This window comes from Arthrobacter zhaoxinii (assembly GCF_025244925.1).
In the GTDB taxonomy this organism is placed as follows: domain Bacteria; phylum Actinomycetota; class Actinomycetes; order Actinomycetales; family Micrococcaceae; genus Arthrobacter_B; species Arthrobacter_B zhaoxinii.
In genome coordinates this window covers 3,285,793-3,306,931 of record NZ_CP104275.1, presented here as the reverse complement: position 1 = coordinate 3,306,931, position 21,139 = coordinate 3,285,793, and the positions used below count along the sequence as shown (strand labels likewise).

The 21,139-nt window shown below is 66.3% G+C and carries 21 protein-coding genes and 1 riboswitch; of the genes, 13 read left to right on the top strand and 8 right to left on the bottom strand.

Annotated features, from left to right (window positions below):
* Positions 1-3: 3 nt before the first annotated feature.
* Entirely contained in the window at positions 4-972 is a 969-nt protein-coding gene (locus tag N2K95_RS15470) for a helix-turn-helix transcriptional regulator (protein WP_260652273.1), read from the bottom strand.
* A gap of 462 nt (positions 973-1,434) precedes the next feature.
* Between N2K95_RS15470 and N2K95_RS15465 the strand changes: the two genes are divergently transcribed.
* Positions 1,435-2,394 (top strand): lantibiotic dehydratase C-terminal domain-containing protein, encoded by a 960-nt coding sequence (locus tag N2K95_RS15465; RefSeq protein WP_255791181.1) that lies wholly within the window; start codon positions 1,435-1,437, stop codon positions 2,392-2,394.
* A 30-nt stretch (positions 2,395-2,424) separates the two neighbouring features.
* Entirely contained in the window at positions 2,425-2,613 is a 189-nt protein-coding gene (locus tag N2K95_RS15460; protein WP_255791180.1) for a hypothetical protein, read from the top strand.
* Between the two features lie 67 nt (positions 2,614-2,680).
* Here N2K95_RS15460 and N2K95_RS15455 read toward each other — a convergent pair whose 3' ends face one another.
* Positions 2,681-3,241 (bottom strand): NAD(P)H-dependent oxidoreductase, encoded by a 561-nt coding sequence (locus tag N2K95_RS15455; protein WP_260653841.1) that lies wholly within the window; start codon positions 3,239-3,241, stop codon positions 2,681-2,683.
* Positions 3,242-3,352: 111 nt separating this feature from the next.
* Between N2K95_RS15455 and N2K95_RS15450 the strand changes: the two genes are divergently transcribed.
* Positions 3,353-3,949, top strand: a complete 597-nt coding sequence (locus N2K95_RS15450) for a TetR/AcrR family transcriptional regulator (protein ID WP_260652272.1) — start codon at positions 3,353-3,355, stop codon at positions 3,947-3,949.
* Positions 3,950-3,951: 2 nt separating this feature from the next.
* Here the strand turns inward: N2K95_RS15450 and N2K95_RS15445 are convergent, their stop codons facing one another.
* Positions 3,952-4,416 carry a hypothetical protein gene (locus N2K95_RS15445; protein WP_260652271.1) on the bottom strand — a complete coding sequence of 155 codons (465 nt, stop codon included), beginning with the start codon at positions 4,414-4,416 and terminating at the stop codon, positions 3,952-3,954.
* Between the two features lie 333 nt (positions 4,417-4,749).
* On the opposite strand from N2K95_RS15445, the gene N2K95_RS15440 reads away from it, so the two are divergent.
* Positions 4,750-6,057, top strand: coding sequence for an MFS transporter (locus N2K95_RS15440; RefSeq protein WP_260652270.1), 1,308 nt, complete (start codon positions 4,750-4,752; stop codon positions 6,055-6,057).
* A 54-nt stretch (positions 6,058-6,111) separates the two neighbouring features.
* On the opposite strand, the gene ald is transcribed toward N2K95_RS15440, so the two are convergent.
* A complete protein-coding gene (ald, locus tag N2K95_RS15435) occupies positions 6,112-7,230 on the bottom strand; it encodes an alanine dehydrogenase (RefSeq protein WP_260652269.1) in 1,119 nt (372 codons plus the stop codon).
* An 81-nt stretch (positions 7,231-7,311) separates the two neighbouring features.
* Positions 7,312-7,740: a helix-turn-helix domain-containing protein gene (locus N2K95_RS15430; RefSeq protein ID WP_255791175.1), complete on the bottom strand. Its 429-nt coding sequence runs from the start codon at positions 7,738-7,740 to the stop codon at positions 7,312-7,314.
* A 158-nt stretch (positions 7,741-7,898) separates the two neighbouring features.
* Between N2K95_RS15430 and N2K95_RS15425 the strand changes: the two genes are divergently transcribed.
* Both N2K95_RS15425 and N2K95_RS15420 read left to right on the top strand, forming a co-directional pair.
* Positions 7,899-9,044: an alcohol dehydrogenase catalytic domain-containing protein gene (locus N2K95_RS15425; RefSeq protein WP_260652268.1), complete on the top strand. Its 1,146-nt coding sequence runs from the start codon at positions 7,899-7,901 to the stop codon at positions 9,042-9,044.
* Positions 9,041-10,057 (top strand): alpha/beta hydrolase, encoded by a 1,017-nt coding sequence (locus tag N2K95_RS15420; protein WP_260652267.1) that lies wholly within the window; start codon positions 9,041-9,043, stop codon positions 10,055-10,057. The genes N2K95_RS15425 and N2K95_RS15420 overlap by 4 nt, the downstream gene beginning before the upstream one ends.
* Here N2K95_RS15420 and aceB read toward each other — a convergent pair.
* Positions 10,054-11,652 carry a malate synthase A gene (aceB, locus tag N2K95_RS15415; RefSeq protein ID WP_260652266.1) on the bottom strand — a complete coding sequence of 533 codons (1,599 nt, stop codon included), beginning with the start codon at positions 11,650-11,652 and terminating at the stop codon, positions 10,054-10,056. The genes N2K95_RS15420 and aceB overlap by 4 nt on opposite strands.
* A gap of 96 nt (positions 11,653-11,748) precedes the next feature.
* Positions 11,749-12,387, bottom strand: coding sequence for an RNA polymerase sigma factor (locus N2K95_RS15410; protein WP_260652265.1), 639 nt, complete (start codon positions 12,385-12,387; stop codon positions 11,749-11,751).
* A gap of 305 nt (positions 12,388-12,692) precedes the next feature.
* On the opposite strand from N2K95_RS15410, the gene N2K95_RS15405 reads away from it, so the two are divergent.
* Genes N2K95_RS15405 through N2K95_RS15385 form a run of 5 tightly spaced genes read left to right on the top strand, consistent with a single transcriptional unit; the run spans position 12,693 to position 15,039 of the window.
* A complete protein-coding gene (locus N2K95_RS15405) occupies positions 12,693-13,151 on the top strand; it encodes an Asp23/Gls24 family envelope stress response protein (RefSeq protein WP_260653840.1) in 459 nt (152 codons plus the stop codon).
* Between the two features lie 30 nt (positions 13,152-13,181).
* Complete coding sequence (locus tag N2K95_RS15400; protein ID WP_255791169.1) at positions 13,182-13,361, top strand: hypothetical protein; 180 nt, start codon at positions 13,182-13,184, stop codon at positions 13,359-13,361.
* Positions 13,358-13,759 (top strand): Asp23/Gls24 family envelope stress response protein, encoded by a 402-nt coding sequence (locus N2K95_RS15395; protein ID WP_260652264.1) that lies wholly within the window; start codon positions 13,358-13,360, stop codon positions 13,757-13,759. Before N2K95_RS15400 ends, N2K95_RS15395 begins: the two co-directional genes overlap by 4 nt.
* The gene (locus N2K95_RS15390; RefSeq protein ID WP_260652263.1) at positions 13,756-14,370 is read left to right on the top strand and encodes a DUF6286 domain-containing protein; all 615 of its coding nucleotides are present in this window, start codon (positions 13,756-13,758) and stop codon (positions 14,368-14,370) included. Before N2K95_RS15395 ends, N2K95_RS15390 begins: the two co-directional genes overlap by 4 nt.
* Before the next feature lie 45 nt (positions 14,371-14,415).
* Positions 14,416-15,039, top strand: coding sequence for an alkaline shock response membrane anchor protein AmaP (locus tag N2K95_RS15385; RefSeq protein ID WP_260652262.1), 624 nt, complete (start codon positions 14,416-14,418; stop codon positions 15,037-15,039).
* A 7-nt stretch (positions 15,040-15,046) separates the two neighbouring features.
* On the opposite strand, the gene cycA is transcribed toward N2K95_RS15385, so the two are convergent.
* Complete coding sequence (gene cycA / locus N2K95_RS15380; protein ID WP_407080151.1) at positions 15,047-16,525, bottom strand: D-serine/D-alanine/glycine transporter; 1,479 nt, start codon at positions 16,523-16,525, stop codon at positions 15,047-15,049.
* A 293-nt stretch (positions 16,526-16,818) separates the two neighbouring features.
* Positions 16,819-16,924, top strand: a riboswitch (glycine riboswitch).
* Between the two features lie 142 nt (positions 16,925-17,066).
* Between cycA and gcvP the strand changes: the two genes are divergently transcribed.
* Together gcvP and gcvT are read left to right on the top strand one after the other, a co-directional pair.
* Positions 17,067-19,916 carry an aminomethyl-transferring glycine dehydrogenase gene (gcvP, locus tag N2K95_RS15375; RefSeq protein ID WP_260652260.1) on the top strand — a complete coding sequence of 950 codons (2,850 nt, stop codon included), beginning with the start codon at positions 17,067-17,069 and terminating at the stop codon, positions 19,914-19,916.
* Between the two features lie 12 nt (positions 19,917-19,928).
* A complete protein-coding gene (gene gcvT, locus N2K95_RS15370; protein WP_260652259.1) occupies positions 19,929-21,059 on the top strand; it encodes a glycine cleavage system aminomethyltransferase GcvT in 1,131 nt (376 codons plus the stop codon).
* Positions 21,060-21,139: the final 80 nt, after the last annotated feature.

Sequence of the window (21,139 nt, the reverse complement as noted above, 5' to 3'; positions counted from 1 at the left end):
GGCCTAGATCCAGCCGGCCTTGTGCGCCTTGATCCCGGCCTGGAAGCGGCTCTCCGCACCCAGCTCTTCCAGCATCCAGGCGATGTGGCGGCGGCAGGTGCGCACGCTGATCCCCACCCGGCGGGCAATGGCCTCATCCGAATACCCGGACGCCAGCGCCGTGAATACCGCCCGCTGCGTGCTGGTGAGGTCCTCCCGGCCCGGATTGTCCGTCAGGAACGGTTCCGCCAGTCCCCACGCGAACTCGAAGAGCAGGCCGAAAATCCGGATCAGATTGGGATCCCGCACCACCAGCCCGGCAACATCGCCGGGATGCAGGTCGCGGGCCACCACTGCCACTTTGTCATCGAAAATGAGCGTCCGCAGGGGCATGTAGGGAAGGGTGCGGAACTGCCCACCGGCTTCGGTAATGATTTCCACCGCCTTGCGGGTAGGCACATGGTCCCGGGTGCTGGCGTGGTAGAGCGTCTGCCGCTGTACTCCGCTGCGCAGCAGGTCCAGGTCCTTCTCCACGCTTTCTTCATGAATGTCGGCATTGGCGCCCTGCCCGGGACGGGCAATCAGGACTCGGTCGGTGGCGCTGCGGCCGTACTCAATCAGAACCCGCTGGACTTTCTCCTGATCCTCAACCACCTCGACCGATGAATCGGCGGCAAGGCGCTTGCGTGCCTCAACGTAGGCGGGCGTCAGCGAGGCCATCTCCCTGCGGCGGGCATTGATCCTGCCGCGCAGTTCCAACAGGGTCCGTTCGTCCGGATCAACCAGTTCGGCGAGGGCCACGTCGGGGGACACGGCCGTGTAGCTGGGGCAGTCGGCGGCCTGCTTCAGCAGGAGGCAGCGTGCCGTCAGCTCGGTGATGGCAGTGTCGATCGCCCGGCTGGTGTACCCCAGGGCTTCGGAAGCCTCCTCGGCCGTCCATCCCGGGCGGCTTACGGCAAAGCGGTAGACGTCGAGCGAAACCTGAGACAGCACGGCGAATCCTTTCTCGACAGCGTTAGCAGGAGCCCCCACAGCTACCCTACCCAGTGGGCGCGGATTGCGGTCCGGGTGTGGCGAAAGTGTTTTATGACTGCAACACACTTTGAAATGCAGGACATGGCCGGTTAATGACATCGGCGGCAATCCGATGCGCCTGTCGCCGAAAGCCTGCGCCCTGCGCCTCCTGCGGCCCGGACGTGACACTTTGCGGGTCCACATCCGGACATGTCAGGAACCGGGCAGCGGAGGGTATTTACAGGCCGTGCAACGGCGGGGGAAGCTTTCGGAGTCAATCAAGGCGCCGGCTGAGCAACAGCCTAAGACCCAAGGGGGATAGCGATCATGAAGAGCTGGGACTGGTTCTAACCGAAGGCCCGTACAGGGCAAACCACCCGTAACTGGAACAATTCCAGGCCGCCAGCCGGCGGTAACCAGACCCCGAGGGGAAAGACACATATGAGCCAGCTAGCTGCAGTTCGACCAGCCTCACGGACGCAACCCGGCACTCATTGGTGGTCACTCTCCATTCATACCGGGGGCTTTGATGTAGCGGACGGCGTCATCGGAGAACTGGTTACCCCGCTGGCGGCTCAGGCCCAGGTCCTTGGAGCGCAGCGCTGGTATTTCACCCGCTGCTCGGAACCGGCCCACGCACACGTAAAGCTCCGCATACTGGCCAATATGAACACCCTCGACCGGCTGCAGTCGTTGCTGGTTGCACTGCAGGAACAGTCCAGCGGCGTCATCGGCCACCTGGAAACAAGCCAACAGTTCAGCGAGCCGGCCACGGACAGGCTCAGCCCCGGGGGCAGCGAGCCGCAGGACCCCCGTGTTGAAGCAGACCTCGCCAAATACGGCGGTGTGGAGGGTCTCTCCCTCGCGGAGGAGGTTTTTGAACTCTCCTCGGATCTGGCCAGCTGGGCCACCGCACGCTTCCCCAAAGTCCAGAACCGCTGGGCACTCGGTTCGCTTCTGCTGTTTGACGCAGCCCGGAGCATGATGAAGGGTCCGCGGGCGTCAGCCTGGCCGGACCGCCGCCGGCTCTCCTGGGACTATTACTGGGACAGCCACCTGCGCAGCTGCACCGCAGGGTTCGGTCCTCGTGCAGCCGGCGTCCGGCAGGCCATGACGGTCCAGATTGGCGCAAAGGTCATGCCGACGCACCGCCTCATGGCAGCGACGGCAGCCGAATCCGCCGTCGAGAACTGGCGCCGCCGCTGGTTCCGCGGAATCGACACGTACCTGTACCGGGCGGACAAGGCCCGGCTGAGCCGAAGCGCCCAGCACTTAACGGTCTACCAGGCCCACATGCTTCTGAACCGCCTTGGCCTGAGCCTGCGCGAAGAAGCGGCCATGGGACTGTACGCACGCACATGGAGTCCGGAACGCGAGTCGGTTCTGCTTGATAAGCGCTGACCGCGCATAAACGGGAAGGGGGCCCATCCGGTGGCCGATCATGAAGAAGTAGTGGTGGCGGACTCCCAGGAGCTGGGGTCGGTCCTCGGCTGCTCGGAGGACGTCCTTGCCGACCTGAAAAACAGCGGGGTCCTGGCGTCCAACGGAGAAGCGTGGAACGTCGGCCCGGCCCGGGAATATCTCCGGGATGCGGCGTGGGCCGACGAGGTCTGGTTCTAGGCGACCCGCTGCAAAGGAGAGGGACGGACCGCTGACGGTCCGTCCCTCTCTTTATGTCTGTGCGTGCCTAGGCTGCGGAGACGGATGCATCCGCGAGAACGCGGACTGCCTCACCAAGCTGGGCCACGGTATCCGGGTCATCCTGCGGATGGATTCCGTCGTAGCGCGTCACGGAGCCTCCGATGGCCAGGCGCACTTCCTCGACGACGCGGGCCCCGGCAATACCGACCGACTTACGTGCGTCGTCCTGGGCCCAGACACCGCCGTACTGGCCGAAGGCAGAGCCGATGACGGCAGTTGGCATGCCGGAGATGGCACCGGCGCCGAAGGGACGGGACAGCCAGTCGATGGCGTTCTTCAGGACAGCCGGCATGGTGCCGTTGTATTCGGGGCTGATCAGCAGCAGACCGTCGGACGCAGCAGCTGCGTTCCGCAGGGCCTGGGCGGCTTCGGGGACGAACCCTTCCACATCAATATCCTCGTTATAGAACGGAATCTCGCCCAGCCCCTCGAAGAGCTTCACCTCGACGCCCTCCGGAGCGCCGGCGGCAGCGGCTTCAGCGAGCTGGCGGTTGATGGAACCGGCGCGAAGGCTGCCGACGAGGGTCAGGATGGTGGTGCTCAAAATTGGAACTCCTGTCTTGGCCGTGCCGGGTTACGGACACGAGCACGGATTCTTCTTCATGGCTTAAGCGGACTACAGTCCGATTTTATTCCCGAGGGCACTACACTGGCCCGCATGGGCGGGAGAGGACCATCACAGGCGGGTATCCGGGTGGATGCCGCCCGGAACCGCAACCGCCTGCTCGAAGCCGCGTTGGAACTCGTTGCAGCCGACGGTGCCGACGCCTTGACGATGGATGATCTTGCCAGCCGTGCCCGCGTGGGCAAGGGGACGGTATTCCGCCGCTTCGGCTCCCGCGCGGGCCTCATGCAGGCGCTCCTGGACCATGCCGAGCAAGGTTTCCAGACTGCTTTCCTGCTCGGTCCGCCGCCGCTGGGACCTGGGGCTCCGGCCAGGGACCGTCTTCATGCCTTCGGCCTGGCCCGGCTGGTGGCGCTGAAGGTCACCGGCGAGCTGGCCCGGGCGGCCGACGTCGACCCCGGGACGCGCTATCAGCACCCGTCCCGGAGCCTCGCACGCCGGCACCTTGCAGGGCTGCTCCGGCTGTCCGGACCGGTACCGGATCCGGAACTCGCCGCCTATCAGCTGACGGCCTTCCTTGACGCCGGCCTGCTTCTCCACCTGCACGGCGAAGAAGGAATGAGCCTGCACCGACTGGAGAAGGGCTGGGAAGACCTTGTGGATGCGGTGACCCGGTACGGGAGTCCCTGAGCTCAGGGCCGGGACTCACCGTCCGGCTGCTCGAGTCGAAGTGAGGCGATGAGGGAATGCAGTGCCTGCCGCAGCTCCCGGCTGTCTTCCGCATCCAGGGACGCTTCCGCAGAGGCCAGATGGGCGCATTCAATGGCCCTGAGGCCGGCATCGGTCACCGACCACGTCCCCGATTCGCCCCGCAGTGCATATCCGGAGGACCGCAGATCCGCCAGGTTCCGCTGAACGGCTGCCGGCGCCAGGCGGGTCGCCTCGGCCAGCACGCCTTCCGTGGCTGCCTCCGAGGCAAGGCGCTCCAGCACTCCGAAGCTGTTCCGGTTCAGGCCGAACCGCTCCAGTGCCCTGTCGGAGGCAAGCAGCGACACATAGGCGGCCGCGGAAAGCAGGCGCGGAAGGTATCCGGGTGCGGACGCGGGTTCGGAGGCGGCGGGTGGAACCGGAGGTGTTTCTTCCTGTTCCGGAATCACGCGGATGCTCCGGCAGCGCGGGCACGGAGCAGGACCGGGATCCCCTGGGCGCTGGTATGAGACAAGGTGTCGCTGTCGCAGACGTGGCAAGACGGCACAGGTTCCTCGAAATGTTAAGAAGGTGCGGCTGGGTAAGCGGCCCCGTCTTGACCAATGGTTATCCTAGTGCGGCGTTTCCCCGCGGAACAAACGGAATCGGAGGGCGCCCCACGCGGTTAAACCGACCGGCCGGTCCGTCATGATGCCGCCATTCTGCGACACGGAATGTTCTGTGACGTATTTCTCAGCTAGCTTTGTTTGGTGCAAATCAAGGACCGGATAGAAGATTCACGGATGAGCCCGCGGCAGGTGGCGATCATCGCCATCTGCACCGCCCTTTATATGATCGACGGCTTCGACGTCCTGGTGATGGCCTTCAGCGCCAGCCATGTCGTCGAGGAATGGGGCCTGACGGGAGCGCAGTTGGGCTACCTGCTCAGCGCCGCGCTGGTGGGAATGGCAGTCGGATCCATTTTCGTTTCGACGGTCTCCGACATCATCGGGCGCCAGAAAACAGTGCTGATCGGCGTCTGCATTGTCGCCGCCGGCATGCTGGCCTCCTTTTTCGCCCCCAGCTACGCCGTCCTGGTGATCCTGCGCTTCCTCACGGGTATCGCGATTGGAACGCTGCAGTCCACCATCAGCGTCTTCGCGTCCGAGTTCTCCAACGCCAAGCGCCGCTCCACTGCCCTGTCCATCGTCAGCATCGGACAGCCGATCGGCGGAGTCCTGGGCGGCCTGATCAGCGGCGTTCTGATCAGCCAGTACGGCTGGCGTTCGGCATTCCTGTTCGGCGCCGTCGTCACCTTCCTGATGATCCCGCTGGTGATGAAGGTGTTTCCGGAATCGGTGGATTATCTGCTGGTGCGGCGTCCGGCCAACGCCCTGGCCCGCGTCAACCACAGCCTGCGAGCCATCAGGCAGCCCGCGGTGGATGTCCTGCCCGACACCGTGGCCGCGGATCAGCGCAAGTCCCGTTTCGCCGACATCCTGACCGGCTACAACGCCCGACGCACGATCCTGCTGGCGCTGGCCTACTTTGTGCTGATGGCGAGCTTCTACTTCGCGAATTCCTGGACTCCGAGACTGATTACCGCCAGCGGATTCACCGCCCAGGACGGCATCAACGCCGGAGTGCTCTTCAGCGTCGGCGCAATTATCGGCGGCGTCCTGCTGGGCCTGTTCGGTGCACGCTTCCCCATGCGCAAGGTCCTGGCCGTGTTCTTTGTCATCGGCGCCGCCACCTTCGTGGTGTTTGCCAACTCGACCACCGGCCCGCTCGGCTGGGCCCTGTTCGCGGCGGCGCTGGTGGGCTTCGGCTCGAACGCACCAATCGCCGGCATGCTGGCGATCAGCCCCACCTACTACACCAGCGAGGTCCGCGGCACCGCCCTGGGACTGGTGATCGGGATGGGGCGCGTGGGTGCCATCATCTCCCCGATCCTGGCCGGAGCGCTGATCGACGGCGGCTGGACGGCCGGCGACCTCTACTTCCTGTTCGTTATTCCGATGGCCCTGGGGGCGGTCATTATCTCGCTGCTGGGCCAGCCGGTCCTGCGCGGATCCGCCTCCAAGGAGCCGGCGCCGGCCCCGGCCCATTAGGCGCCGCCCGGTCCGCCGCGGAAAGCGGCGGACCGGGCGGCGGCTGCCGAACCGCTAGGAAGCCACCAGATCCGGCCAGTCCGAGGCCAGTTCCAAACCGTGGGCAGCAGAGACCGAGGAATGGGTGACACGGCCGCCGGCGATGTTGAGGCCGTGGGCGAGGTCCGGGTACTTCTCGAAGGCGCCCGCCACGCCGAGGCTGGCCAGCGCCACCGCGTACGGCAGCGTCACGTTGGTCAAGGCGTAGGTGGACGTGTTGGGGACCGCTCCCGGCATGTTGGCCACGCAGTAGAACAGCGACCCGTGCACACGGAAGGTGGGATCCTCGTGCGTCGTGGGATGGCTGTCTTCGAAGCAGCCGCCCTGGTCCACGGCAATGTCCACCAGCACGCTTCCCGGCTTCATCCGCGAAACCATGTCATTGGTCACCAGCTTGGGCGCCCGGGCGCCGGGAATCAGCACCGAGCCGATGACCAGGTCAGCGTCCACGATGGCCCGTTCGATCTCGAAGGAATTGGAGGCCACGGTCTTGATCCGGCCCGCGTACAGCTCATCAAGTTCACGCAGCCGGTCGATATTGATGTCCAGGACCGTGACGTCGGCATGGGCGCCGACGGCGGCGGCGGCGGCATTGGTTCCGGCCACGCCGGCTCCGAGCACCACTACCTTCGCGGACCGGACCCCCGGCACGCCGCCCAGCAGCAGTCCGGGGCCGCCGGCGGGAGCCATCAGGGACTGCGCCCCCACCTGGACCGAAAGCCGTCCGGCCACTTCGGACATGGGTGCCAGCAGCGGGAGGGCGCGGCCGCGCTGCACGGTTTCATAGGCAATCGCGGTGACGCCGCTGTCCAGCAGGGCGGCGGTCAGTTCCGGCTCCGCAGCCAGGTGCAGGTACGTAAAGAGTATCAGGCCGGGGCGGAAATGCCGGTATTCGGACGCGATGGGCTCCTTGACCTTGAGGACCATAGCGGCCCGGGACCAGACGTCGTCGGCTGAGTCCAGGATCTGCGCTCCGGCAGCGGCGTATTCCGCGTCGGTGATGTTCGAGCCGGTGCCGGCACCGCTCTGTACCAGCACCTGGTGTCCATGGGCACGCAGTTCGTGCACGCCCGAAGCCGTAATTGCTACGCGGAATTCATTGTTCTTGATTTCCTTGGGGATACCGATGATCACAGTATTGCTCCGTCAGTAGGTTCAGCCGGCGAGGTGTCCGCCGACACAGCCCCAGCATAGATCCCCCCGCCGGACTTAAGGTCAGGCTTCCTCTGCCGCTTTGGCTGCTTTCGCGGCCTGCTGGGATTCGAGCCAGGACTGGATGTCTTCCATCCGGATGCGGCGGTGCGAACCCCGGTACTGGACCGGGATGATGCCGGCATCCGTCAGGTTCCGCAGGTAGGTGTGCGAGATGCCGGCGGCCGCGGCTGCCTGGGAGGTGGTCAGAAGCGGTACCGGTCCGGCGGGGAACGGCGGATCGGCCGGCACGGACGGCTCGGAGGACACGGTCACCGGGTTGCCCTCCGCGAGGCGGGACAGCAGGTCCAGCACCGCATCCCGGGCGGCCTCAGGCAGGCGCAGGGCGGTGCCGTCCACGAAGACGGTGACGTCCCCGGCGGCCAGCGCGCGCTTCAGCGCAAGGGTGTCTTTGTCCGGCAGTGCCGGTACGGTCCTGGAACTGTTCCTCATGGTCCTAATCCTGCCAAAGGAATGGCGGCTGGGCAGCCACCGGCACCGTGTTGTCCGGACGGAACCCGGGACGGTGCGGAACAGGCGTGGTGGAATAGGGCTGTTGTGTTGAAAAGGGGCGCCGGAATCCGGTTCGGCGAATACTCAAAGGAGAGTTCATGGGCACCGACAGCACCAGGTCCATCCGCGGCGCGGTCCTGCAGACCATCGGTGCTCCGCGTCCCTACGCGCAGTCCCGGCCGCTTGTGGTCCGGGACCTTCAGCTTCAGCCGCCGGGACCGGGGGAAATCCTGGTGCGCATCGAGGCGGCAAGCCTGTGCCATTCGGACCTGTCGGTAGTGAACGGAAGCCGCAGAAGGCCGCTGCCCATGCTGCTCGGGCACGAAGCCGCCGGCAAGGTGGAGGAGCTGGGTGAAGGGGTGGAGGACCTCGCCGTCGGGCAGCGGGTAGTGATGGCCTTCCTGCCCCGCTGCGGCGAATGCGCAGGCTGCCGGACCGAGGGCAAAATGCCGTGTATTCCCGGGTCCGCGGCCAACAACGCCGGCACGCTGCTCGGCGGCGGCATGCGGCTGCACGGTAAGGGCGGCGAAGAAGTGCGGCACCACCTCGGCGTCTCCGGTTTTGCCACCCGCGCCGTGGTCAACCGGAAGTCCGTGGTCCCGGTGGAGGACGACATCCCGCCGGAGGTGGCTGCCCTGCTGGGCTGCGCGGTGCTGACCGGTGGAGGCGCGGTGCTGAACCCGGCCCGTCCGGGGAAGGACGACGACGTCGCGGTCGTCGGGCTGGGCGGCGTCGGCATGGCGGCGCTGCTGACGGCACTGTCCCTGGACGTGCACAGCGTGATCGGCATCGACGCGCTGCCCGGGAAGCTGGCCCGCGCCCGGGAACTCGGAGCGGACGCGGTCTACACTCCGCAGGAGGCGCTCGACGCCGGCATCCGCCCCGCCCTGGTCATCGAAGCCGCCGGGCATCCCCGCGCCTTCGAAACGGCTGTACGGATCACCGCTCCCGGCGGCACCACCGTCACCGTCGGGCTGCCCGCCCCGGACCAGACCTCCGAAATTGCACCGCTGACTCTTACCGCTGAGGCGCGGACCATCATCGGCAGCTACCTCGGATCCGCCGTTCCGTCCCGCGACATCCCCGTCTATGCGCAGCTGTGGCGGGAAGGGAAGCTGCCGGTGGAGGAACTGGTCTCCTCCACCATTGCCCTGGAGGACATCAACGCGGCCATGGATACTTTGGCGGACGGCCAGGCCATCCGCCAGGTCATCCGCTTCGAAACGGACGGTGGTTCCGCATGAGCAGACCGCGCCCCCGGCGCCGGTGGGAACCGGACATCCTGGGCGAGGGATTCGACCAGCTGACCCTGGACCTGCCCGGCGGCAGGGTTACCACCCTGGTCCGCTACACGCCGTCAGATCCGCCGTCCGGGCCAACGCCCGGCCCAACGGCGGATGTTCTTTATGTGCACGGCTGGTCCGACTATTTCTTCCAGACCGAACTGGCACGCTACTGGGCCGGGCAGGGAGCCCGGTTCTTCGCCGTCGACCTGCACAACTACGGGCGGAGCCTGCGCCCGGGGGAGGAACCCGGATATGTCCGGGACCTCAGCGACTACGACGCAGATCTGGACGCCGCACTGCAGGCCATGGGGCAAAACGCCGCAGACGCGCGGCCGCTGATCCTGCTCGGGCACTCCACCGGCGGACTGACGCTGGCGGTCTGGGCGCACCGCAACCCCGGCCGGGCCGCAGCCCTGATCCTGAACAGCCCCTGGCTGGAATTCCAGGCCACGGAACTGGCCCGCCGGGTCATTTCCCCGCTGGTCAGCCTGGAGGCACAGCACCATCCCCGCAGGCCGTTGCCGCCGGTTGACCCTGGAATCTACACCCGGACGGTGTCTGCGGCGTTCGGCGGGGAATGGCAGTACGACACCGAATGGCGTCCCGTGCGGGGGTTCCCGGTCACAGTCGCTTTCCTGCATGCAGTGTTCTCCGCCCAGGCAACGGTGGCGGCAGGCCTGCACCTGCAGCTGCCCGTCCTGGTGCTGCTGTCGGACAACAGCTACCTGCATCCGCGCTGGTCCGAAGATGCGGCGCGCTCCGACGTCGTGCTGGACGTCAACGTGGTGGCTCACCGCTCGCTCTCGCTGGGCTCCACCGTGAGCGTGGACCGGATCCCGGACGCCATGCACGACGTGTTCCTGTCCGCACCGGCGGTTCGGGCCCGGGCGTACAACGCAATCACCCGCTGGGGGAGCGGTTACCTGCGGGCCCTGCCGCACTTCGGCAAGGCCCGCCTGCCGGAGGGCTAGTCGATCAGCTCGTAGGCCGGAAGAGTCAGGAAGTCCGTGTAGTCCGGAGACAGGCTGATTTCCCCGATGATGCGGCTGGCCGGCTCGAAGTAGCCCGTGAACATTTCCTCCGACACTTCCCCGCGCAGCCGTTCCGTTTCTTCGGCCAGGATCCTGCTGACCAGTTCCTCGGTGACCGTCTCGCCGGTATCCTCCAGCACCACGTTGTTGCGCACCTGCTGCCAGACCTGCGAGCGGGAAATCTCCGCCGTGGCGGCGTCCTCCATCAGGTTCCGGATGGCGACTGCTCCGTTGCCGGAGAGCCAGACGGCAACGTAATTGACGGCGACATAGAGGTTGGACCGTAGCCCGGCCTCGGTAATCGAGCCTTCCGCCGTGCTGACATCCAGCAGGTCCGTGGCGGTCACGGCGACGTCCTCGCGCTGGCGGTCCACCTGGCTCGGTTTGTCGCCGAGCACGCCGTCGAAGACCTCCCGGCAGACCGGCACCAGATCCGGGTGGGCCACCCAGGAACCGTCAAAACCGTCGCCGGCTTCGCGGGTTTTGTCCGCTTTTACCTTCTCCAGCGCGCTCGCCGTGATTTCCGGTTCCCGGCGGTTGGGGATGAACGCCGCCATGCCGCCCATGGCAAAGGCCCCGCGGCGGTGGCAGGTCTTCACCAGCAGTTCGGTGTAGGCGCGCATAAAGGGCGCGGTCATCGAGACGTCGGCCCGGTCCGGCAGCAGATAGGCCTTCCCCGCGTCACGGAAGACCTTGATCATGCTGAACAGGTAATCCCAGCGTCCGGCGTTCAGGCCGGAGGCATGGTCGCGCAGTTCGTAGAGGATCTCCTCCATTTCGAAGGCGGCCGGGATGGTCTCGATCAGGACGGTGGCGCGGACGGTGCCCTGCGGTACGCCGACATACTCCTCGGAGAAGGTGAAGACATCGTTCCAGAGGCGGGCCTCCAGATGGCTTTCCATCTTGGGCAGGTAGTAGTACGGGCCCTGCCCGTTGTCCAGCAGTTGCCGGGCGTTGGCGAAGAAGTGCAGACCGAAGTCCACCAGTGCACCCACGGCGGGTTCGCCGTCGATCAGCACGTGCTTTTCCGGCAGGTGCCAGCCGCGCGGACGCATCACGACGACGGCGAGGGGCGCATCGGTGCGCAGCGCGTACTCCTTGCCCTCGGGTGAGGTGAAGGACAGATTGCCGCGGGCAGCGCGGTAGAGGTTCACCTGGGAATCCACCACGTTGTGCCAGGTGGGGGTGCAGGCGTCTTCAAGGTCCGCCAGCCAGACCTTGGCGCCGGAGTTCAGGGCGTTGATGGCCATCTTGGCGGGGGAAGCCGGGCCGGTCATTTCCACGCGGCGGTCCTGCAGTGCGGCGGGCGCCTCGGCCACCGTCCACTGCCCGCTGCGGATGTCGGCAGTCTCGGGCAGGAAATCCAATCTGCCGGTGGTGGCGGCTTCCTGCCGCCGGACGGAACGGGCGGCAAGGCGCTCATCCCGGATGCTTCGGAAGCGGCGGTGGAGTTCTTCAATGAATTCCAGCGCCTCGGGGGTCAGGATGTGTTCCGCACCTTCGGCGGGTGAGGAGTCGGTTACTTCAATGGCCATAATGGGTCTCCCTGTGGCAATGCCGTGAACAACGTGACGTCGGCAACTTCTTCCGTATCGTGGATATTATTGTCTAACTAGTGGAATAACAAGGGACTACCGCCACTGCGTCATGGCAGCTGTCAGGCGTTGGCGGGCCCGGGCCAGGCGGCCGCGCACCGCCTGCGGACTGATCCGCAGGGCGGCACCGATCTCCGAATAGCTCTGGCCGTGGACCTCACGGAGCAGCCAGCAGGCCCGCTGGTCGGCCGGAAGCACGGAGAGGGCCCTCCGCAGCGCCTGCAGCTCCGCGGCCATCTCTGCAGTGTGGTGCGGATCCGACTCCCGGTCCGATTCCCGGGCGGTGACGGCGGCTGCCACGTCGGCCAGCGGATCGGCGCCCGGCAGGTCCTGGGGGTGGGAGGTGCGGTGCCGGAGCACATCCAGGCAGCGGTTGGTGGCCGTCCGGTAGACCCAGCCGCCGAATGCTTCTTCCCGGTTCAAGGTGGGGAGAATCCGCCAGCCGGCCGTCAGGGTGTCCTGGACGACGTCTTCGGCGTCCCCCCGGTCCCGAAGCATCCGGTAAGCGAGCCGGAACAGCCGGCGCTGGTAAATGGCCACGAGGTATTCGAAGGCGGTCAGGTCTCCGTCACGTGCCAGCGCAACCAGGCCCGCCTCGTTGACGCTCCCCGGTTGCGTGTGCCGGGGAAAACTTTTGCCGTTATACGCCGCCTGCGGCAGCTCGGATCCTGCCATGGTGTCCCTGTCCCGTCCGGCGGCGGCCGGACGTGCAGTGATCTTCCCAGAACCGGAGCTGAAGCGGAATATCAACGGACCGGATAGCGGAAAGTCGGTGGAACTTACCGAAAGGCTGTGACGATTCCGGATCCGGCCCGTCATTAACTCTGTAAGGGACGTGCGCGGAGTATCCGCATTGAATGACGCAGGAGATGATTCTTATGGCAGATCCATCAAAGGCAGCGGGGGCAACGTCCGCTTCGACCAGTCCACAGAGTGCCCAGAGCACGCAGACCATGCAGGGCTCAGATCCCGGACAGGGTATGTCGCAGGGATCGCCGTCCGTTGAGGCCGACCGACGGGCGGGGCCGCTGCAGACACCCCGGGGGGACACAACCATTGAAGAAACCGTGGTGCAGAAGCTGGCCGGGATGGCGACCAAGGAGGTTCCTGGTGTCTATGCCATGGGTAATGCCGCCCGGCGTGCTTTCAGCTCGATGACCGAACGGATTCCGGGGTCGCAGACCAACGTCAGCAACGGGGTCACCGTGGAAAAGGGTGAACGGCAGGCCGCGATCGACGTCAGCATCGTAGTGGAGTACGGCTATTCCGTGGTTGAAGTGAGCCAGGGTATCCGGCGCAACGTCATCCGGTCGGTGGAAAACGCCACCGGACTGGAAGTGCTGGAGGTGAACGTCAACGTCACCGACGTGCACCTGCCGGACGAGAACGAGGACCAGGACGGACAGTCGGCGCCCAGCCAGTCCAAGAGCCTTGAGTAACGGCAGCACAACAACCAAGAGGAGGATTCCATGTCCGGAACACAGTGGTGCCTGGCAGTCGGGTTGGTACTGGGAATCGTGCTGGCCTTCGGCGGCTGGCTGGCCTTCCTGATAACGGTCTTGTTTGGTCTGATCGGGCTTTTGGTGGGGCTGGTGGCAGACGGGAAGGTGGACGTTCCCGGAATGCTCGGTAAAGCGACAAGCCGATGACCGCTCCTTCGGCAGCAATGCATCAGCCCTGGGATATCGAAGGCCGCGGGGAAACCGTCCTGGCGCGGAAGGTACTTGAGAAAACTGCCAGTCAGGTGGCCCGGGACGAAACCTTCGCCGGCGGAAGCTCGGGCGGATTCCTGGGCATCGGCAGCCGGGCTGACCTTTCTGCACGTCCGGACGCCAGCGTGGAACTGGCCGGAAACGTGGCCAGCCTCAAGGTCACCGTGGGGCTTCCGTATCCGATGCCGCTGCGGCAGGCCACCGAACAGCTGCGCCGCCGGATCACCGAGCGGGTCACCGAGTTGACCGGAGTCCAGGTGCGGCAGGTGGACATTACGGTTTCCTGGCTGAAGCCGCCGCAGCGTGAGCTGCGTCGGCGAAGGAAACTGCAGTGAGCGCGAAGATTCCGCCGCCGGTCTCCATGCGGCGCCGGCCCAGCCGGTCCGTTCCCGCAACGATTGCCGCTGTCCTGTTGCTGGCCCTCGGCGTGGCGCTGGTCTGGGCCGCCGTCGTCCGCCTGACGCAGGGCTCCTGGCCGGTGTTCGTGACGGAACCGCTGCGCTGGCTCTCCGAAACCGGATGGGACAGTAGCCGGGGCTGGACCGGGGCGGTTGTGCTTCTGCTGATCGGGGTGATCCTGCTGTTGTGCGGGATGATCCCCGGCGACTTCTCCGCGCTGCCGCTGCAGGCCAAGCCGGTGAACATGCCTGGGCTGCCCGGTGCGGCGGAATCCGGGGGCGTGCCGTCGGTCCGGGGCGGGGAAAACGTGGTGATGAGCCGCCGGGCAGTTGCCCGGCTTGCAGCGTCCACCTGCGACCACATTGACGGAGTGGCTTCTGCATCAGCGACTGCTTCTTCGCGCAAGGTCCATGTGGACGTTACGACGGCGCTGCACGGCACCTCCGATGTGCAGCACTGGGTGGTGGACGGGGTGCGCTCGCGTCTCGCCGCGACCGGGCTGGATCCGGTGCCTGAGGTCACGGCATCGGTCCGGATGCGGAACTGACGGCGTGGAACCGATGGCGCGGACCAGTAGGGAAGGCAGCGGAAAATGAGACATCATTCGGGGAAAGCCAACCGGACGTGGCTGATCATCCTGGGGATTCTTTTCCTCGCTGCCGGAGTGCTGGCCGTACTGGTTGCCAGCGGGACGCTGGCACGCCTCATTGGCGGCAGCCCCGGACGCTCGGACCGGGTGCTGTCCAACGGCCGGGAATTCCTGGCCGGGGAGTACACCTCGTGGGGAATGCTGCTGGCCGGGCTGATCCTGGGCATCCTGGGACTGTGGTGGCTTCTGGCCCAGGTTCCCCGCGCCCGGGCGGCAGGAACCTTCCGGCTCCAGGAGGACCCGGCGCACGGTGTCACCGTGTGCGATCCGCAGGTCCTGGCCGCCGCCGTCGGCCACGAGACCGAGCAGCTGCCCGGTGTGGTGAACTCCAGCGTCCGCCTGCGCGGCACCGCGGACGAACCTGACCTGGCCATGAAGGTAACGGTGAATTCCGACGCCGACGTGCAGGGAGTGATTGCCCGGATCCAGCAGGAGGTGGTGCCGCACCTGGTGTCCGCTTTGGAAGTGCCGCTCAATACGTTCGGACTGGAGATCGACGCCAGCAGCAAAGCCGGAGCCCCCGGAGGCGGCGCTACGGTCAGCTCCCGGGGGACGGTCGTCTACTAGGAGCTGCTCACGGCTTGCCGGCGGTGAGCGCCGCACGCTCGCGGGCGACGTCGTTCCGGTGCGCAGCCACCCGCGCCTGGTGCACGGGGGTCCGCCGCAGGACGGTGTAGATAATGCCCAGCAGGGCAAACCAGACCGGGGTGACCAGCAGGGCCTGCAGGGTGTCCGCATTGGTGGTGAGCGTCCACAGGATGAAGGCGAAGAAAGCCAACACTGCGTAGGACATCACGACGCCGCCCGGCATCTTAAACTTCGAGGCCGCGTGCAGCTGCGGCCGGCGCTTGCGGTACACCAGGTAGCTGATCAGGATGATGGACCAGACGTACATAAAGCAGAGGGCCGAAATGGTGCTCACCATGGTGAAAGCGGCGCTCACGGACTGGCCGGCGTAAAGCAGAACGACGCCGGCAAGCAGGAACGTACAGGAGAAGAACAGGGCGTTCTGCGGAACCTTCCGCGCGGAAAGGCGGCCGAACGGGCGAGGGGCATCACCGTCCTGCGCCAAGCCGAAAACCATACGCGAAGTGGAATATATCCCGGAATTCGCCGAAGATGCCGCGGAAGTCAGCACTACGAAGTTCACAATGGCAGCGGCGGTGCCCAGCCCGGCCAGGGTGAACATGCCTACAAACGGGCTCTCGTCGGCGCTGAATTCGTCCCACGGAATGACTGCCATCAGCACTACCAGGGCGCCTACGTAGAAGAGCAGGATGCGGATGGGAATGGAGTTCACTGCCCGGGGCAGGTTTTTTTCCGGGTCCTTGGCTTCCGCCGCGGTGGTGCCCACGAGTTCAATCCCGACAAACGCGAACACGGCAATCTGGAATCCGGCAATGAAGCCCATGGGGCCGGTGGGGAACCATCCGCCGTGTTCCCAGAGGTTGCCGAAGCTGGCGGTGACGCCGTCGCCGTGCGTGAAGCCGGTCAGGATCATCACCAGGCCCACCACAATGAGCGTCAGGATGGCAACGATCTTGATCAGCGCGAACCAGAATTCGGTCTCACCGAACGCCTTGACGGTGGGCAGGTTCAGCGCCAGCAGGAGCAGGATGCAAGCCAGGGCGGGTATCCACAGGGGAGCGTTGCCCCACCAGAAGGTGACGTAGTGCGCAATTGCCACCACGTCCGCAATGCCGGTGACCACCCAGCAGAACCAGTAGGTCCAGCCGGTGAAGAAGCCGGCCCAGGGGCCCAGCAGGTCCGCGGAGAAGTCGGTGAAGGACTTGTAACGAAGGTTGGAGAGCAGCAGTTCGCCCATGGCCCGCATCACGAAGAACAGCATGAAGCCGATAATCGCGTAGACGAAGATCACTGACGGGCCGGCGGCGGAGATGGTCTTGCCGGAGCCCATGAACAGACCGGTGCCGATGGCCCCGCCGATGGCGAGCAGCTGGATGTGCCGGCTGGACAGGGAGCGGGCCAGATGGGGTTCTTCGGCGCTGTTTTCCGGCGCGGAAACAGTGCTGCCGCTTGGTGGGCGGGTCATGCGCTCAGACATTGAAATCCTTCTAATAGGCACCCGCCGGCAGCTGATCCGCCGTTATCGCCTATGCCACCCCATGAGGCAGTCCTAAGTTGTTGGCGCTGCCGCCGACATTTCAGTTTGGAAGCCTCCAACAGGCCCCGTCAAATTCCAAGGGGTGTGACGTCGCAGGTCACACCGGGGTTCGGACCTGTCCCTTCGCCCCGCGGCCGGGCGTGTTCACCGGTTGAGACGCAGCCGGGGGCAGGCTAAAGTTGGCTGTGTCACATCAGCAGTCACAATTGAACATGCCTTTATCAGCCGTGGCGGGAGAGTCCCGCCGGATGCGCAGCAGCATCGGCGGGCGCCGTAGGAGCAAACCCTCCCCGGGAATCTCTCAGGCCCCCGAACCGCCACAGCGAGGCAACTCTGGAAAGCAGTTCCCGGTTGTGCCGGGACCTCACCGACGGTGCAAGCGGAAGTACACCCGCGGAATCTCTCAGGTCCAATACAGAGCGGGGAGGAGCCGTCGACGCACCCCCGTCTGCCTTTCCTGGAGCCTCTTATGTCTGTAGAACCGTCCTCCGCCGCTCATCCCGCCGCCTTCGCGGACCGGCACATCGGCGCCCGCGCCGATGCCGTCGAGACCATGCTCAAGGCTGTCGGCTACGACTCCCTTGACGGTCTGGTGGACATGGCCGTCCCCGCCGCGATCCGGCAGAACTTTCCGCTGATCCTGGATCCGGCAAAGAGCGAAGAGGAAACCCTAGTCGCGCTGCGGAGGATCGCCGGCAAGAACAAAACGGCCGTCCAGATGATCGGCCAGGGGTACTACGGCACCCACACCCCTCCGGTGATCCTGCGCAACGTGGTGGAGGACCCGGCCTGGTACACCGCCTACACCCCCTACCAGCCGGAGATTTCCCAGGGCCGGCTCGAAGCGCTGCTGAACTTCCAGACCATGGTCCAGGACCTCACCGCCCTGCCCATCGCCAATGCCTCCCTGCTGGACGAAGCCACTGCCGTTGCTGAAGCGGTGCTGCTGATGCGCCGGTCCAACAAGGCAAAGGGTAACGGTGCCATTGTTCTGGACGCGGAACTGTTCCCGCAGACCATCGCCGTGGTCAAGGGCCGGGCCAAGGCGCTCGGCTTCGACGTCATTGTTGCCGACCTCTCCAACGGCCTGCCCGAAGGCGAGCTGGCCGGCGTCGTCCTCCAGCAGCCGGGCGCCTCCGGCGTGGTCCGCGACCAGAGCCCGGTGATCGCTGACGCGAAGGACCGCGGCGCGCTGGTCACGGTGGCCGCGGACCTGCTGGCCCTGACCCTCATCACCCCTCCCGGTGAGCAGGGCGCGGACATTGCCGTCGGCTCCGTGCAGCGCTTCGGCGTTCCGCTGTTCTACGGCGGCCCGCACGCCGCCTACATGGCCGTCCGCAAGGGCCTGGAACGGTCCCTGCCCGGCCGCCTGGTGGGGGTCTCCAAGGACTCCGCCGGCACCCCCGCCTACCGCCTGGCCCTGCAGACCCGCGAGCAGCACATCCGCCGGGAGAAGGCGACCTCCAACATCTGCACGGCGCAGGCGCTGCTCGCCATCGTGGCCTCCATGTACGCCGTCTACCACGGCCCCGAAGGCCTGACCGCGATTGCCCGCCGCGCCCACGACTCCGCCCGGGCCCTGGCCGCCGCACTGAAGAACGCCGGTGTCGAACTGCTGCACGAGTCCTTCTTCGACACCGTGACCGCACGCGTTCCCGGCCGCGCCGCCGAGGTGATTGCCGCCGCCGAAGCGAAGGGCATCAACCTGCGCCGGATCGACGCGGACACCGTGGGCATCTCCGCCGATGAAACGACGACGCCGGCCGTGATCGCCGACGTCGCCGAAGCCTTCGGCGCCGCGCCCGTGGAATCCGCGGACGGCTTCGACCTGCCGGGCGGGCTGCTGCGCACCTCGGAGTTCATGACGCACCCGGTGTTTTCCTCCTACCGCTCCGAAACCCAGATGCTGCGCTACCTGCGCCGCCTCTCGGACCGCGACCTGGCCCTGGACCGCACCATGATTCCGCTGGGCTCGTGCACCATGAAGCTCAATGCCACCGCGGAAATGCAGGCCATGACGTGGCCGGAGTTCGCCTCCATCCACCCCTTCGCTCCGGATTCCCAGACCGAGGGCTGGCGCGAACTGATTGCGGACCTGGAAGAGAAGCTCGCGGTCATCACCGGGTATGACACCGTGTCCATCCAGCCCAACGCCGGCTCGCAGGGTGAACTGGCCGGGCTGCTGGCCATCCGCGGCTATCACCACTCCCGCGGCGATGAACAGCGCACGGTTTGCCTGATCCCCGCCTCGGCGCACGGCACCAACGCTGCCTCCGCGGTGCTGGCCGGCATGAAGGTGGTGGTTGTGGCCACCGCCGACGACGGCGCCATCGACCACGCGGACCTGCGCGCCAAGATCGACGCGCACCGCGAGAACCTCGCCGCCATCATGATCACCTACCCCTCCACCCACGGCGTGTTCGACGACGACGTCCGCGACGTCTGCGAAGCCATCCACGAGGCCGGCGGCCAGGTCTACATTGACGGGGCCAACCTCAACGCCCTGGTGGGGCTGGCGCAGCCCGGCGAGTTCGGCGGCGACGTCTCCCACCTGAACCTGCACAAGACTTTCTGCATCCCGCACGGCGGCGGCGGCCCCGGCGTCGGACCCGTGGCGGCCAAGGCGCACCTGGCCCCGTTCATGCCCGGTGACGCCGCCACCTGGACCGGCGGCGAGGACATTCCCGTCTCCGCGTCCCGCTTCGGCTCCGCCGGCGTGCTCCCCATCTCCTGGGCCTACGTCAGCCTGATGGGCGGCGAGGGGCTCACCAGCGCCACCAAGCACGCCCTGCTCGCGGCGAACTACGTGGCTGCCCGCCTGAACGAATACTTCCCGGTGCTGTACACGGGCAAGGGCGGGCTGGTGGCGCACGAATGCATCCTGGACCTGCGCGAGCTGACCGCGAAGACCGGCGTCACCGCCGAAGACGTGGCCAAGCGCCTTGTGGACTATGGATTCCACGCCCCCACGCTGTCCTTCCCGGTGGCGGGCACCCTCATGGTGGAACCCACCGAGTCCGAGGATCTGGGCGAGATGGACCGCTTCATCGACGCGATGATCGCCATCCGCGCCGAAATCGACCAGGTGGCCGCCGGGGACTTCACCCTCGAAGGCAGCCCGCTGCGCAACGCCCCGCACACCGCCGTCGTCGTGGCAGCCAACGAGTGGGACCGCGCCTACCCGCGTGAACAGGCAGCCTTCCCGCTGCGCACCCTGCGCATGGACAAATACTTCCCGCCGGTGGGCCGCATTGACGGCGCCGCCGGAGACCGGAACCTGATCTGCTCCTGCCCGCCCATCGAAGACTTCGAAAACTAGAAGGACCATTCCATGACTGAGAAATACACGGCGCTTTACGAAGCGCACAAACAGCTGGGTGCTTCCTTCACCGATTTCGGCGGCTGGCAGATGCCGTTGAAATACAGCTCCGAACTGGCCGAGCATAAGGCCGTACGCGGTGCAGCCGGGCTGTTCGACCTCTCCCACATGGGTGAAGTGGAGGTGTCCGGGCCCGACGCCGGGGCGTTCCTGGACTACGCCCTGGTGGGCAAGCTCTCCGCGGTGAAGACGGGACGCGCCAAGTATTCGCTGATCACCAACAACGACGGCGGCATAATTGATGACCTGATCAGCTACCGCCTCGCGGACGATTCCTATCTTGTGGTGCCCAACGCGGGCAACGCCGATACCGTGGCCGCCGAACTGGCGTCCCGTGCCGAGGGCTTCGACGTTATGGTGAACAACGTGTCGGCGGAGACCTCGCTGGTGGCCGTGCAGGGCCCTGTTGCCGAAGCCATCCTGCTGGACCTGGTTCTGGACGGCCGGCAGGACCTGGTCACGGGGATGAAGTACTACGCTGCCGCCACGGTAGGCATCCGGACGGGGGAGCGGACCCTGAACCTGCTTGTGGCCCGCACCGGGTACACCGGCGAGGACGGCTTCGAGATCTACGTCCCCAACGACGACGCCGCGGCCCTCTGGTCCGCGCTGCTCACCGCCGGGGAGGGCCGGGGCCTGATCCCGGCGGGCCTGGCCTGCCGCGATTCACTCCGCCTGGAAGCAGGGATGCCGTTGTACGGCAACGAGCTCACCCTCGACACCGATCCGTATGCCGCCGGGTTGGGGCCTGTCGTCGCCCTCTCCAAGGAGGGCGACTTTGTGGGCCGGGCAGCGCTCGAAGCCCGCAAGGCAGCAGGCCCGGCCCGCCGCCTCGTGGGTCTGAAGGGCTCCGGCCGCCGTTCGGCCCGCTCCTCCTACCCGGTGTTCGGCAGCGACGGCGAAACGGTCATCGGCGAAGTCACCTCCGGCGCCCCCAGCCCCACCCTCGGCTTCCCCATCGCCCTCGCCTACGTGGACCAGGACTACACCGCCCCCGGCACCGAGCTCTCTGTCGACCTTCGTGGCAAGCCCGAACCCTTCACGGTTGTCGAGCTTCCGTTCTATAAGCGCAGCAAGCAGTAACGAAAGACCAAAGATTCTTACGACGGCGGCGCGGGGTGACGCTGTGGGCAAGGCACAGACAGCGGCTCACGTGTGTAGGT